Raw genomic sequence first — 13,595 nt, 5'->3', positions numbered from 1 at the left:
TCGGCCGTCCGCACCATGGCGGCCAGGAGGAGGAACGACCTGATGGACCTGTCGCGCACGCGGGAACTCTTCGAGCGGCCGGGGCCGTTCGCGACGGTCTACCTGGAGGCGACGAACCCCGGCGAGAACGCGGCCAAGCAGACCGAGCTGCGGTGGCGCGGGCTGGCGGACTCGCTGACCGAGCAGGGCGCCGACGACAAGACGGTCGCCGCCCTCGGCGAGGTCTTCACCGGGACGCGGCCCGGCGAGCTCGACGCGTACGGCCGGGTGGTCGTGGCGGCCGGCGGCGAGGTGCTGTTCGACGAGGCCGTCGAGGGGGTCGACCGGTCCGGCGACGTGGCGACCTGGTCGCCGCTGCCCGAGCTGGGGACGTACTTCCGCTCGCAGTCGGGGAGCGTCCGCGTGGTGCTCGCCGTCGTCGACCAGACCGGCGGGGACGTCTACCAGGTGGTCGCGTCCAACGTCGAGGGCGCCCGGGAGGTCTCCGAGGAGACGGTCCGCGGCACCGCCGTCGAGAGCGTGCACCGGCCGCGCGGGGGCGGCAACGCCCACAAGCAGCACCAGCGGCGGCACGCCGAGGCGAGCTACCAGAACGGCGCCGACGTCGTGAAGGGCATCCGGTCGGCGGTGACGTCGTTCCGCCCGGAGATGATCGTGCTCGCCGGCGAGGTCAAGGGCCGTGAGGTCGTCCGCCACGAGATGCCGAAGGATCTCCTCGAGCTGACCCACGAGATCGAGGCGGGCAGCCGGGCGGCGGGCGCCAGCGAGGACGCCCTCGAGGACGCGCTGCTCACGCAGGCCGGGCTCGCGGCCACCGCGCGCGAGACCTCGATCCGTGAGCGGTTCCAGGAGGCCAAGGCGCACAACACGGCGGCCGAGGGCCTCGAGGCGGTGATGGAGGCGGCCCGCAACGGTGCCGTCGACACGCTGCTGCTGGTCGACGGCTCGCACGTCGAGGGCGAGCTGTGGACCGGTGCCACGCCCGAGGCCATCTCCACGGAGAGGGACCGCGCGGCCTCGCTCACCGACGGCGAGGTCGTGCAGCGGCCCGCCGAGCAGGTGCTGCTGCGGACCACCGGCGCGCTGGGTGGCTCGGTCGCGGTGCTCGGTGCCGGCGCCGAGCTGGTCGACCACGTGGGGGCGCTATTGCGCTTCCCCGTCGGGGGCTGAGACCCCAGGTTCCTGGGATGGGCCGGTCGTGGCCTCCGACGGAGAGTGATGGTGCGCCGGGACACCGGCGCACCACCTCCCACCGGAAGGCCACGATCATGTCCGTCACCGACCCCGCCGCCCTGCACGACGCCTTCACCACGGCGATCAACACCTCCGACGTCGACGCCCTGGTGGCGCTCTACGAGCCCGACGGCATCGCCGTCGAACTCGACGGCTCCGAGTGCACCGGGGCCGGCCCGATCCGCGCGATGTGCGCCGCGATGGCCCAGAGCATCGAGACCATCCACGGCACCACCCGGAAGCTCTACGTCACGGGTGACCTCGCGTTGTCCTCGGGCCGGTGGACCGCGAAGGTCCGACTCCCCGACGGCACCCTGATCGACGCCGAGGGCGTCACCACCGAGGTGTCCCGCCGGCAGCCCGACGGGACCTGGCGGTTCGTCATCGACGACCCGCTGTTCTGATCCGGGTCCCCGACGACGGGTGCGGCCGGGTCAGGCGGGACCGGCGCCGGGACCGCCCGGGGCCGCCGGGCCGGCCGGTCCGGCGGCCGCCGGAGCGGGCGGTGCGGCCTGTCCTGCGGCCGGGGCCACGGCGGCCGGGCCCCCGACCGCCGCCGGCCCCCCGACCGCCGCCGGCCCCCCGACGCCCGGCCCGCCCGGGCCGGCGAGGCCCGTCCCGAGGATCACGGCGGTCCCCACGCCGAGCCCGAGGACGAACGCGACGGCCGCCCCGACCACGGCACGGCCGAACCCGCCACGCTCGTCGTGGTCCTCCCGTCGCGACGGCGGCCGCGTCCGGTCCCGCTCGTCGGAGAGGGCGCGTTGCCACTCGGTGAACCCCGGGATCCCGGCGGGACTCGCGGGCATCGTGGACTGTCGTTCGCTCATGGGGGCCACCGTGGGAGACGGAACTGAAGCCTCCCTGAGTCGGGGACCTTCCTCAGGTCGGCTTCAGCGCCCGGGTCAGCGCCGGAACACCACCCACCGCATCGCGGCGTAGACGAACACCACCTCGGCGACCGCGGCGAGCACCCGCGCCGCCAGCAGGGGCAGCCCGAGATGGTGCAGGCCGACACCCAGCCCGAGGACGATCCCCAGGTAGTTCACCGTCACGACGACGAGATAGCGGCGCAGCTCCGGTCCGACGGGCCGGTCGCCGGCGTCGAAGGTGAGGCCCTTGTTGAGCCCGAAGTTCACCGCCTGCGCCCCCAGGTAGGCCAGCGCGAAGCTCGCCCACACCGCGAGCCGCGCGACGTCCCGCAGGAGCGCGAGCAGCACGAGGTCGACGGCGAAGGAGACCGTGCTGATCAGCAGGAAGCCGGCGAACTCCGGCTGCACGGGGCGCGGCCAGACGCGGGACAGCAGGCCCGCCAGACGGGCGCGGACGACCCGGAAGGCCCGCACGGCACGGGACGGCCGCGTCCGGCTCCTCACCGGGTCAGCCTGCCCGCCCCCGGCGACCGGCACCCGACCTCCCGGTGGCGGCGGGGTGAAGCCGCGCCACCCGTCGTCGGGACCTACCCGAAGGTCTGCAGGGCCCGGATCTTGTTCGTGGCGTCGAGGGCGGCGACCTTGTAGGCCTCGGAGAGCGTCGGGTAGTTGAGGACGGCGTCGACGAGGTAGTCCACCGTGCCGCCGCAGCCCATGATCGCCTGCCCGACGTGCACGAGCTCCGTGGCCGAGGTGCCGAACACGTGCACGCCCAGCAGCGCGTGCGTGTCGGGGTGGACGAGCAGCTTGAGCATCCCGTAGTCGTCGCCGACGATCTGGCCGCGCGCGAGCTCGCGGTAGCGGGCGATCCCGACCTCGTAGGGCACGGCCTTCTGCGTCAGCTCCGCCTCGGTGGCGCCGCAGTAGGACACCTCGGGGATCGTGTAGATGCCGTACGGCGCCAGCGCGGCGTCCGCGTGGCCCACCGGCTCGTCGAACGCGTGGTACGCGGCGAGGCGGCCCTGCTCCATCGAGGTCGCGGCCAGTGCGGGGAAGCCGATCACGTCGCCCACGGCGTAGATGTGCGGCACCGAGGTCCGGTAGTGCGCGTCGACCGTCAGCCGACCCCGGGCGTCGGCCTCCAGACCCGCCTTCTCGACGGCGAGCTCGGAGGTCACGCCCTGCCGGCCTGCGGAGTACATGACGGTCTCGGCCGCGATCTTCTTGCCGCTCGCGAGGGAGGTGACGGTGCCGCGGTCGGAGACGGTGACCCCGGAGACCTCCTCGCCGAAGCGGAACGTGACGGCGAGGTCGCGCAGGTGGAACTTGAGCGACTCGACGACCTCGGAGTCGCAGAACTCGAGCATCGCCGGACGGCGCTCGACGACGGTGACGCGCGTGCCCAGCGCGGCGAACATCGAGGCGTACTCGATGCCGATGACGCCCGCCCCGACGACGACCATGCTCGCCGGGATCGCCTCCATCGCGAGGATGCCGTCGGAGTCGACGACGCGACGGTCGTCGAACTCGACCGACGGCGGCCGGGCCGGCTTCGTGCCGGTCGCGACGACGATCTTCGCGGCCGTGACGGTCTGGTGCTCCCCGCGGCGTTCGCCGAGCACCTCCACGGCGTGCTCGTCGAGGAACCGGGCGGCGCCGGAGAGCAGGTCGATCCGGTTGCGCTGCAGCTGCGCGCGGATCACCTCGACCTCGCGGCCGATGACGAAGTGGGTGCGGGCCAGGAGGTCCTGCACCGTGATGTCCTGCTTGACCCGGTAGCTCTCGCCGTAGAGCCCGCGCATCGCGTAGCCGGTCAGGTAGAGCACGGCCTCGCGCAGCGTCTTCGACGGGATCGTCCCGGTCTGGGTGCAGACCCCGCCGACCATCCCGCGCCGCTCCACCACGGCGACGCGTCTCCCGAGCTTCGCCGCCGCGATGGCCGCCTTCTGGCCGCCCGGGCCGGAGCCGATGACGAGCAGGTCGTAGTCGTGGGTCGCCACCTCGCGACTGTGACCGGCCACGCTGCCCGCGGCAAGCGCCCGCGCGTGACGGGCCGGTGAAGGCTCGACGGCCGGTGCGTCCGTCCGGGTGATCCGTGGATCCGGAGCGACCCCGCCCGAGTCAGTGCCCGTGTGAGCACCCGGAAGACATCCCGCAGAGCCTCCCGTCCCCGCCCCCGTCCCCGCCCCCGTCCCGCGCGGTCGCCGCGGCGGGGTCCCGACGAGCAGGTGGTCGTCTCGATCTCCGACCCCGCCGACCTCATCGCCTCCGTCCCGCCGCTGTTCGGCTTCACGCCGGAGGAGTCGCTGGTCGTCCTCGGCATGCACGGCCCGGAACGGAAGCGCCGCCTCGGCGCCTCGCTGCGCGTCGACCTCGGCGCCGCCCCGGAGGACGACGCCGTCCTCGCCGCAGCGGCCCGCGACCGGCTGGCACCGACCCGGCCGGACGCGGTCGTCGTCGTGGTCGTGTCCGCAGCCCACCCCGGGCCCGACGGCCGCCCGCCCGGGGCCGGGTTGGTCGACGCGGTCACCGACGCCTTCGCCGAGCTGCGGATCCCGGTCATCGGCGCCACCTGGACCGAACGGATCGCCGCGGGGTCCCCGTACCGCTGCTTCGAGCGCTGCGCCTGCTCCGGGACGCTGCCCGATCCCGGCGGCACCCGCACCGCCGCGGAGACCACGGCCCTCGGCCGGATCACCTACGGCTCCCACGAGGAGATGGCCGCGTCCCTCGCGCCCGACCCGGGTGCCGACTCCCGCCGTCGTCGGGACCTCGTGGACGAGGCGTTCCGGGCCGCGGCGCTCGACCGCGAGCTCGCGGGGGTGGCCGCGGCCCGGCGCGACCTCGAGGCGGTCCGACGGGCGGTCGCCGAGGTCGACGCGGGGGGCGGGCTCGCCGAGGAGGAGATCGCGCGGCTCGCGGTGGCGCTGTGCGACCCCCGGGTCCGCGACATCTGCCTGGGCTGGGCCGCGGGGTGCGACGACACGGTGGACCCGGCGGCGGCGGAGGAGCTGTGGCGTGTCCTCGTCCGCGCCGTGCCCGCCCCCGAGGTGGCCGAGCCGGCCACGCTGCTCGCCTTCGCCGCCCTCGACCACGGCGGGGGCGCAACGCTGACGACGGCGCTGGAGCGGGCGCGCGCCGCGGACCCCGACCACACCCTCAGCGGTCTCCTCGCCACCATGCTCGCCGCCGGTCAGACCCCCGAGGCCGCCCGGCGGATGGTCGAGCGCGCCGCGGCCGAGACCCGGGAGCGGCTCGCGGTGTGAGGTGGAGCGGTGTCCGGTGGGGCGGGTCAGCGCAGCGCGTCGAGCGCGGCGGGCAGCGCGGCCGGGGTGTCGACGACGGCGACCGCCCCGGCCCCGACCAGCTCGTCGCGCCCGCCGAAGCCCCAGCCCACCCCCACGCACGGCAGGCCGTGGGCGCGGGCGCCGTCGACGTCGTGGTGGCGGTCGCCGACGAGCGCGAGCACCGGCCCCTCGTGCGCGGCGAGCGCGAGCCCGACGACGGCGGCCTTGCCCTCGACGCTGCCGTCGAACTCGGCCCCGAACACCCCACCCGCGAGGTACTTGTCGAGGCCGACGTGGGCGACGACCTCGTGGGCGAAGGGGCGGGGCTTGCTCGTGGTGACGGCGAGGCGGTCGCCGCGGGCGGCGAGCTCGGCGAGCACGTCCGCCACACCGTCGTAGACCGTCACCTCGCGCACCAGGCCGCCGCCGTAGACCTCGCGGTAGGTCGCCATCATCGCGTCGGCGGTGGCGACGTCGACGCCGAGGACGTCGCGGAACGCCCGGGGGAACGGCGGGCCGATGAGGGCCCGGAGCTGCTCGTCGTCGGGCGCGGCGAGGCCGACGGCCTGCGCCGCGAGCAGCACCGACGCCCGGATGCCCGGCCCGGAGTCGACGAGCGTGCCGTCGAGGTCGAAGCAGATCAGGGGCGAGCGCAGCGACGGGGAGTGGCCCGGGGCGCTCACGCGGCTCACGCCGACACCCCACCCCGGGCGAACGCCCAGGCGTCGGCGACGATGCCGTCGAGATCGCCGCGGGCCGGGCTCCAGCCCAGGCGCTCGTGGGCGCGGGCGGCGGAGGCGACGAGCACGGCGGGGTCGCCGGCACGGCGGGGCGCGACGGCGGCGGGGATCGGGTGTCCGGTGACCCGGCGGCAGGCCTCGATCACCTCGAGCACCGAGAAGCCGGTGCCGTTGCCCAGGTTGCAGATCAGGTGCTCCCCGGGCGGGGCGTGGTCGAGGGCGCGCAGGTGGGCGTCGGCGAGGTCGTCGACGTGGATGTAGTCGCGCACGCAGGTGCCGTCGGGGGTGGGCCAGTCGTCGCCGTAGATCGAGACCTGCTCGCGCGTGCCCGCCGCGACCTGCAGCACCAGCGGGATGAGGTGGGTCTCGGTGGCGTGCCGTTCGCCGACGTCGCCGTGGGCGCCGGCCACGTTGAAGTAGCGCAGCGACACCGCGCCCAGCGCCCGGTCCGAGGCCACGGCGTAGGAGGTGATGGCGTGGTCGATCGCGAGCTTCGTGGCGCCGTAGGGGTTGGTCGGCCGGGTGGGGGAGTCCTCGGTGATCGGCGTGCTCTCCGGCTCGCCGTAGGTCGCGGCCGTCGAGGAGAACACCAGCCGCGGCACGCGGTGCGCGCGGATGGCGTCGAGCAGGGCGATCGAGGTCACGACGTTGCCGTGCCAGTACTTCGCCGGGTCGACCACCGACTCGCCCACCAGCGAGCGCGCCGCGAAGTGCAGCACGCCGTCGAAGCCCTCGGCCAGCACGTCGGCCGCCGCGGCCGCGACGTCGCCCTCGACGAAGGACGCGCCGGCGGGGACCGCGTCGCGGTGGCCGGTGGTGAGGTCGTCGAGGACGGTGACGTCGTGGCCCCCGTCCAGCAGGTGTGCGGTGCACACGCTCCCGACGTACCCGGCGCCCCCGGTGACGAGCAGCTTCATGGTCCCCGAGTCTGGCCTACCGGCCTGTGCCCCCGGTGAGCGGCGCCCCCGGGGGTGACGTCAGACCGCGCGGACGAGCACCGCGTGCGCGACGAGCGGGTCGACCTCGGAGCGCCGGCCGCCCGCGCCGACGTTCACGGCGTCGCCGAAGCGGGGGATGCCGACGACCTCGACGTCGCTGCCCGGCAGCACCCCCGCGGCCTTGAGCCCGGCCATGAGCGGCTCGTTGAGCTGCACGTGCTCGGCGATCCGGCGGATGACGACCTTGCCGCCGCCGGCCCGCGCGAACTCGTCGAGGCGGACCAGGCCGGCCTCGTCGGGCGTGGGAGTGCGGGTGGGCAGCTCCGTGCCGTTCCCGCGCAGCTCCTCGAGGCCCGGGATCGGGTTGCCGTAGGGGGACACGGCGGGCTCACCGAGCAGCGCGAACACCTTGCGCTCCACGGCGTCGCTCATCACGTGCTCCCAGCGGCACGCCTCGGTGTGCACCTGCTCCCACTCCAGGCCGATCACGTTGACCAGCAGGAGCTCGGCGAGCCGGTGCTTGCGCATGACCGAGACGGCCTTGCCGCGGCCCTCCGGGGTCAGCTCGAGGTGGCGGTCCCCGGCGACGTGGACCAGACCGTCGCGCTCCATCCGCGCCACCGTCTGACTGACGGTCGGCCCGCTCTGCTCGAGGCGTTCGGCGATGCGCGCGCGCAGCGGCACCACGCCCTCCTCCTCGAGCTCGTAGATGGTGCGCAGGTACATCTCCGTGGTGTCGATGAGGTCGTTCATCCCCACCCCTTCCGATCCTGATCACCAGTCTACCGAGGAGCACCACCCTGACCGGGGCAGGCACGATGGACCCCGTGCCGAACACCGAGGGCCCGCTCGTCGCCGCCGCCGATCTCGTCGCCGAGCTGGCCGGGGGCCCGGCCGGGACCGACGGCCGGCCCGTCGTCCTCGACGTGCGCTGGCGGCTGACCCCGCCGCCGAAGAAGCGCACGCGCCGCCGCCCCGACCCGGTGGGCGAGCCGGACTTCGACGCGGGCCACGTGCCCGGCGCGGTGTTCGTCGACGTCGACTCCGAACTCGCCGGGCCGCCCGGCCCGGCGGGCCGCCACCCGCTGCCCGACCCCGACGACCTCCAGACCACCCTGCGCCGCGCGGGCATCGGTCCGTCGACCCCGGTGGTCGTCCACGACGGCGTCGGGGCGGGCGACGGCATGGCCGCCGCCCGGGCCTGGTGGGTGCTGCGGTGGGCCGGGCTCGCGCCCGGGCAGGTCCGGGTCCTCGACGGCGGGTTCGACGCCTGGACCGCGGCCGGCGGCCCGACCTCCACCGTGTCGGGGGGCGTCCGGGCCCAGGGCGACGTCGACGTGGCGGGCGGTGCGATGCCGGTGCTCACCGCCGAGTCCGCGGCGTCGGTCGCGCGGGACGCGACCCTGCTCGACGCCCGCGCCGCCGAGCGCTACCGCGGGGAGACCGAGCCGATCGACCCCGTCGCCGGGCACATCCCGGGCGCGGTCAACGTGCCCGTCGGCCAGGTGCTCGCCGCCGACGGTCGCTGGCGCCCGCCGGCCGAGCTCGCGGAGCTGCTGGAACCCGTCGTCGGGACGGGCAGCGGCGCGTACTGCGGGTCCGGGGTGAGCGCGGCGATGCTCGTGCTCGCGGCCGAGATCGCCGGGGTGCGGCCGCCGGAGGACCCGCTGGCGCTCTACGTCGGCTCGTGGTCGAACTGGGTGGCGGGGAAGCGGCCGGTGGAGACGGGCGCGCCCCGGTAGCCGGTCGAGCGCCGCTCCGCTCCGTCTCCCTGGGTAGGTTCGCGGCCATGCGCGCCACGGTCGTCTGGGACGAGGCCCTGCTGGCCTACAAGCTGTCGAACGACCATCCGCTGCACCCGGTCCGGCTGGACCTGACGATGCGGCTGGCCCGGAGCCTCGGCGTGCTCGAGGGCGTCGAGCCCCTGGTCCCGACCCCGGCCCCCGACGAGGAGCTGGAGCGGGTCCACGTCGCCTCCTACCTCGACGCGGTGCGGCAGGCGCCGCGCCACGGGGACGACCCGGTGCACCAGCTGGGCACCAGCGACAACCCGATCTTCGAGGGGATGCACGACGCGTCGGCCCTGGTGGCGGGCGGGTCGATCGCGGCCGCCCGCGAGATCGCGGAGGGGCGGGCCGACCGGGCGGTCAACCTGTCGGGCGGCCTGCACCACGCGATGCGCGACCACGCGTGGGGGTTCTGCGTCTACAACGACTGTGCGATCGCGATCAGCTGGCTGCTCGACCACGGCTACAGCCGCATCGCCTACCTCGACACCGACGTCCACCACGGCGACGGCGTGCAGGCGGCGTTCCTCGACGACCCGCGCGTCATGACGATCTCGGTCCACCAGCACCCCCGGACGCTCTGGCCCGGCACGGGGTTCGCGTCCGAGCTGGGGGAGGGCGCCGCCGCGGGGACCGCGATCAACCTGCCGCTGCCGCCCGGGACGCGGGACCAGGCGTGGCTGCGCGCCTTCCACGCCGTCGTGCCGGGCCTGCTCCGGGCCTTCGAGCCGCAGATCCTCGTCACCCAGTGCGGCGCCGACACCCACCACGAGGACCCGCTCGCGGAGCTCTCGCTCACCGTCGACGGCCACCGGGCGATCTACCGGGCGTGCCGGGACCTCGCGACCGAGTACGCCGGCGGCAAGTGGCTCGTCCTCGGCGGTGGCGGCTACAACCTGTTCCGGGGCGTGCCCCGCTCCTGGACCCACCTGCTCGCCACCGTGCTCGACCGCGACGTCGACCCGGACCGGACGATCCCGGCGGAATGGACGTCACACGCCGCCACGCTGACGAACCGGCCGCTGCCGACGACGATGACGGAGGAGGCCCCGACGGACTGGACCCCGTGGGGCGGGTACACCGAGATCGACGTCGATCGCTTCGTCCTGGAGACCCGCCGTGCCGTGTTCCCACTGCACGGTCTCGAACCGCAGAACGTCCTGGACTGACCCATGAGCACATCCCCGGTCGAGGAGATCTCGAGCCTCGACGCGGCGACCACCCCGGTCACCGCCGTGCCCGACGCGCCCTACCCGCGGCACTGGGAGGCCGACGTCGTGGCGGCCGACGGCGCGACCGCGCACCTGCGGCCGATCACGCCCGACGACGCGGACGCGGTCGTCGCGTTCCACGGCCGGCTCTCCGAGCGGACCCGGTACTACCGCTACTTCAGCCCCTACCCGACGATCCCGCCGCGCGACCTGCAGCGCTTCGTCGAGGTCGACCACCACGACTCGGTCGCCCTCGTGCTCTGGCTCGGCGACGAGATCATCGCGATCGGGCGCTACGTGCGGCTCGGGGCGGACGACCCGTCGGCGGAGGTCGCGTTCGTCGTGCGCGACGACCACCAGGGCCGCGGCCTCGGCTCGATCCTGCTGGAGCACCTCGCCGCGGCCGCCGAGGAGGTGGGGATCAGCCGGTTCGTCGCGGAGGTCCTCGCCGAGAACCGCGCCATGCTGCACACCTTCCGCCAGGCCGGCTACGACGTGACCCGCGCCCTCGACGGCTCCACGCTGCACCTCGAGTTCGACGTGGCCGCCACCGACCGCTCCACCGAGGTGCGCCGCTCCCGCGAGCAGGCCGCCGAGGCGCGGTCCGTGTCCAACGTGCTCACGCCGCGGTCGGTCGCCGTGATCGGGGCCTCGACCGACGAGCGCAAGCTCGGCCACGTGGTGCTCCGCAACCTGCTGCTCGGCGGTTTCACCGGGCCGGTCTACCCGGTCAACCCGGAGGCCCGGTCGGTGCGCGGCGTGCGCGCCTACCCGACGGTCACCGACATCCCCGACGACGTCGACCTCGCCGTGCTCGCGGTCCCGCCCGAGGAGGTCGCGGGGGTCGTCGACGGCTGCCTGGCCAAGGGGGTCCGCGCCCTCGTCGTCGTGACGTCAGGTTTCGGGGAGACCGGGGACGCGGGCATCGCGCGGCAGCGCGAGCTCGTCACCGCCGCCCGCTCCCGCGGGATGCGCGTGGTCGGGCCGAGCGCGCTCGGCGTCGTGAACCTCGCGCCGGCCGTCCGCCTCAACGCCTCGCTCGCGCCGACGCTGCCGCCCCCGGGGCGCGTCGGGTTCTTCTGCCAGTCCGGGGCGCTCGGCATCCAGATCCTCGCCGCGGCCGCGCAACGGCGCCTGGGACTGTCGACCTTCGTCTCGGCCGGCAACCGCGCCGACCTGTCGGGCAACGACCTCATGCAGTACTGGGACACCGACCCCGGCACCGACGTCGTGCTGCTCTACCTCGAGAGCTTCGGCAACCCGCGCAAGTTCGCCCGGGTCGCCCGCCGCCTGGCCCGGCGCAAGCCCGTGGTGGCCGTCGCCTCCGGCCGGCACGCGACGCCCGGGCTCGCGGCGAGCACCTCGCCGCTGGAGGAGGCCTCGGTCGCCGCGGTGTTCGACCAGTCCGGCGTGATCCGGGTCAATTCGGTCGACGAGCTGTTCGACGTCGCGCTGCTCGTCGCCAACCAGCCGTTGCCGCAGGGCCCGCGGATCGGGGTCGTCGGCAACTCGAGCGCGCTCGGCGTGCTGGCGTCCGACGTCGCCCTCGCCCACGGGATGCACCTTGCGTTCCCGCCGGTCGACGTGGGCGCGATGGCCGACCCCGCCGAGCTCGCCGACGCCGCCCTGCGGGCCCTCGAGGACGACCGCTGCGACGCCCTCGTCATCGTGTTCTCCCCGCCGGTGGCCACCGACGGCGCGGAGCACGCGGACGCGCTCGCCGAGGTCGTGACCAGCGCCGACAAGCCGGTGACGACGACGTTCCTGGCCTCCTCGGGCGTGCCCGAGCACCTCGCGGTGCCCTCCGAGCACGGCGGCCCGGCCGTCCCCGCCCGTGGCAGCGTGCCCTCCTACCCTTCCCCGGAGCGGGCGGTCATCGCCCTGGCGCGGGTGGTCCGGTACACGCAGTGGCTCGAGCGGCCGGTCGGCGACTTCGTCGTCCCGCCGGGCTGTGACCTCACCGCCGCCCGGGTCTTCGTCGACGAGCTCGGGCCGATCGAGTCCGCCCTGGTGCTCGACGACGAGCGGACCGCCGAGCTGCTGCGGCGCGTCGGCATCCGGGTCGCGCCCTTCCGGCGGGCGCGCTCGCGCGACGAGGCGGTCGAGGCCGCCAGGGCGCTGCGCGAGCAGGGCGCCCACGAGGTCGTCGTCAAGACCGTGGTGCGGACGTGGCGGCACCGCTCCGACCTCGCCGGGGTGCGGACGGGCCTGAGCGACGACGAGTCGGTGGCCCACGCCTACCAGCAGCTCACCGACCTCTCCGGGTCACCGGAGGTCGACGTCCAGGTCCAGGTGCCGCCGGGGATGCCGGTGGTGGTGGAGCTGCGCGACGACCCGTCCTTCGGGTCGCTCGTGTCCTTCGGGCTCGCCGGGGTGGTCACCGAACTGCTCGGGGACCGCGCCTACCGCGCCACCCCGCTCTCGACGATGGACGCGCACACGCTCGTACGCGCCCCGCGGGCGGCGCCGATGCTCGACGGGTACCGCGGCGCCCGGCCGATGGACCTGACCGCGCTGGAGGACCTCCTGCTGCGCATCGGGCAGCTGGCCGACCACGTGCCGGAGCTGCGCTCCCTGGTGCTCGACCCGATCCTCGTGGCCGAGCGCGGGGTGCACCCGACGTCGATGCGGGCGGTCCTCGGGCCCCCGCCGGGCCCGCGCGACACCGGGCCGCGCCGACTCGGCGGGTGACCCGTGCGGGTGAGGCGCAGGGCTCCGAGGCGTCCGGTCGGGCACCATCGCCGACGATGCGTGCGCTGCCGATGATCGTGATGCTCGCCGCCGCCCTGGTGCTCGCCGCGGGCTGCGGCTCCGGGAACGGGGCCTCGGGGGCCTCCGGGGCCTCGGGGGCGGAGCCGCCGGCCTCCTCACCGGCGACGGTCCCCACCGGGGCCCCGCCCGGCGGCACGTCGACGCCCGCGGTGCCGGACGACCCGCTGATCGCCTCGCCCCCGCCCGGCGGCACCGCGCTCGATCCCGCCCGGGTCACGACGACGGGTCTGCCGGCCGGCTTCCCGACGCTCGTCTGGACCACCGGCCCCCGGACCCTCGGCGTGTACGGCCGGGCCGGCGGGTGCACGGAGGCGGCGGCGACGATCGTGGCGCAGACGGCCGAGGCGGTGACCGTGCGGGTCACGCAGACGTCGACCTCCACCGGGCCGTGCACCCGGGAGCTGCGCTACCCGGCGTTCGCGCTGCCGCTGGACGCGGACCTGGGGGAGCGGCGCGTGGTGCTCACCGGCGAGGTGCGCTGACGCCACGTCCGCGAGCGTGGCGCGCGACGGACGTCGGGTGCCCGCCGTGTGCCACCGCTGACGTCACGGCTCGGCGCTGCAGGGCAGAGGAACCGGGACGGCCCCCGGCCGTCCCGGCCCCTCGTCGCGGGTGACCGGGCAGGGTCACCGTGTCGGTGGCCGGGCAGCGGTACCGCCGTCCCGGCGTGCGCCCCGTCACACGTGGGCGCCGAGGAGAGCATGCCCCTGTCCGGTCGGAGGGGTCAAGCGACCGGACGGACGGGCCGTCCGTGA

At 75.4% G+C, this 13,595-nt stretch carries 13 protein-coding genes; 7 read left to right on the top strand and 6 right to left on the bottom strand.

The window, feature by feature from the left end; all coding sequences use genetic code 11:
- Positions 1-42 precede the first annotated feature (42 nt).
- Together A3CO_RS0122800 and A3CO_RS0122795 are read left to right on the top strand one after the other, a co-directional pair.
- Entirely contained in the window at positions 43-1,170 is a 1,128-nt protein-coding gene (locus tag A3CO_RS0122800) for a baeRF2 domain-containing protein (protein WP_018334567.1), read from the top strand.
- A gap of 98 nt (positions 1,171-1,268) precedes the next feature.
- Positions 1,269-1,637: a YybH family protein gene (locus A3CO_RS0122795; protein ID WP_018334566.1), complete on the top strand. Its 369-nt coding sequence runs from the start codon at positions 1,269-1,271 to the stop codon at positions 1,635-1,637.
- Positions 1,638-1,667: 30 nt separating this feature from the next.
- Here the strand turns inward: A3CO_RS0122795 and A3CO_RS39165 are convergent, their stop codons facing one another.
- From A3CO_RS39165 to sthA, 3 genes are all read right to left on the bottom strand, one after another.
- A complete protein-coding gene (locus tag A3CO_RS39165; protein ID WP_211214532.1) occupies positions 1,668-2,063 on the bottom strand; it encodes a hypothetical protein in 396 nt (131 codons plus the stop codon).
- 75 nt (positions 2,064-2,138) lie between these two features.
- The gene (locus A3CO_RS33910) at positions 2,139-2,609 is read right to left on the bottom strand and encodes a GtrA family protein (protein ID WP_157647797.1); all 471 of its coding nucleotides are present in this window, start codon (positions 2,607-2,609) and stop codon (positions 2,139-2,141) included.
- A gap of 83 nt (positions 2,610-2,692) precedes the next feature.
- Entirely contained in the window at positions 2,693-4,105 is a 1,413-nt protein-coding gene (gene sthA / locus A3CO_RS0122780; RefSeq protein ID WP_018334564.1) for a Si-specific NAD(P)(+) transhydrogenase, read from the bottom strand.
- Positions 4,106-4,333: 228 nt separating this feature from the next.
- Between sthA and A3CO_RS33905 the strand changes: the two genes are divergently transcribed.
- Positions 4,334-5,371 (top strand): DUF4192 domain-containing protein, encoded by a 1,038-nt coding sequence (locus tag A3CO_RS33905; protein WP_018334563.1) that lies wholly within the window; start codon positions 4,334-4,336, stop codon positions 5,369-5,371.
- 26 nt (positions 5,372-5,397) lie between these two features.
- Here the strand turns inward: A3CO_RS33905 and A3CO_RS0122770 are convergent, their stop codons facing one another.
- The 3 genes from A3CO_RS0122770 to A3CO_RS0122760 are packed head-to-tail and all read right to left on the bottom strand — an operon-like array spanning position 5,398 to position 7,823.
- On the bottom strand, positions 5,398-6,084 hold the full coding sequence (locus A3CO_RS0122770; protein WP_018334562.1) for an HAD hydrolase-like protein: 687 nt from the start codon (positions 6,082-6,084) through the stop codon (positions 5,398-5,400).
- Positions 6,081-7,049: a UDP-glucose 4-epimerase GalE gene (gene galE, locus A3CO_RS0122765; protein WP_018334561.1), complete on the bottom strand. Its 969-nt coding sequence runs from the start codon at positions 7,047-7,049 to the stop codon at positions 6,081-6,083. Before galE ends, A3CO_RS0122770 begins: the two co-directional genes overlap by 4 nt.
- A 60-nt stretch (positions 7,050-7,109) precedes the next feature.
- Positions 7,110-7,823, bottom strand: coding sequence for an iron-dependent transcriptional repressor DtxR (locus A3CO_RS0122760; RefSeq protein ID WP_018334560.1), 714 nt, complete (start codon positions 7,821-7,823; stop codon positions 7,110-7,112).
- A 65-nt stretch (positions 7,824-7,888) separates the two neighbouring features.
- On the opposite strand from A3CO_RS0122760, the gene A3CO_RS0122755 reads away from it, so the two are divergent.
- Genes A3CO_RS0122755 through A3CO_RS36220 form a run of 4 tightly spaced genes read left to right on the top strand, consistent with a single transcriptional unit; the run spans position 7,889 to position 13,322 of the window.
- A complete protein-coding gene (locus tag A3CO_RS0122755) occupies positions 7,889-8,812 on the top strand; it encodes a sulfurtransferase (protein WP_018334559.1) in 924 nt (307 codons plus the stop codon).
- 47 nt (positions 8,813-8,859) lie between these two features.
- Positions 8,860-10,026, top strand: coding sequence for an acetoin utilization protein AcuC (locus A3CO_RS0122750; RefSeq protein WP_018334558.1), 1,167 nt, complete (start codon positions 8,860-8,862; stop codon positions 10,024-10,026).
- 3 nt (positions 10,027-10,029) lie between these two features.
- The gene (locus A3CO_RS0122745; protein ID WP_018334557.1) at positions 10,030-12,759 is read left to right on the top strand and encodes a bifunctional acetate--CoA ligase family protein/GNAT family N-acetyltransferase; all 2,730 of its coding nucleotides are present in this window, start codon (positions 10,030-10,032) and stop codon (positions 12,757-12,759) included.
- Between the two features lie 56 nt (positions 12,760-12,815).
- Positions 12,816-13,322: a hypothetical protein gene (locus A3CO_RS36220; protein ID WP_157647796.1), complete on the top strand. Its 507-nt coding sequence runs from the start codon at positions 12,816-12,818 to the stop codon at positions 13,320-13,322.
- Positions 13,323-13,595 lie beyond the last annotated feature (273 nt).

Origin of the sequence: Actinomycetospora chiangmaiensis DSM 45062, from assembly GCF_000379625.1 — a bacterium.
GTDB classification, from domain to species: domain Bacteria; phylum Actinomycetota; class Actinomycetes; order Mycobacteriales; family Pseudonocardiaceae; genus Actinomycetospora; species Actinomycetospora chiangmaiensis.
Note: the sequence above shows the minus strand (reverse complement) of the source record. Positions and strands in the feature narration are given on the sequence as shown.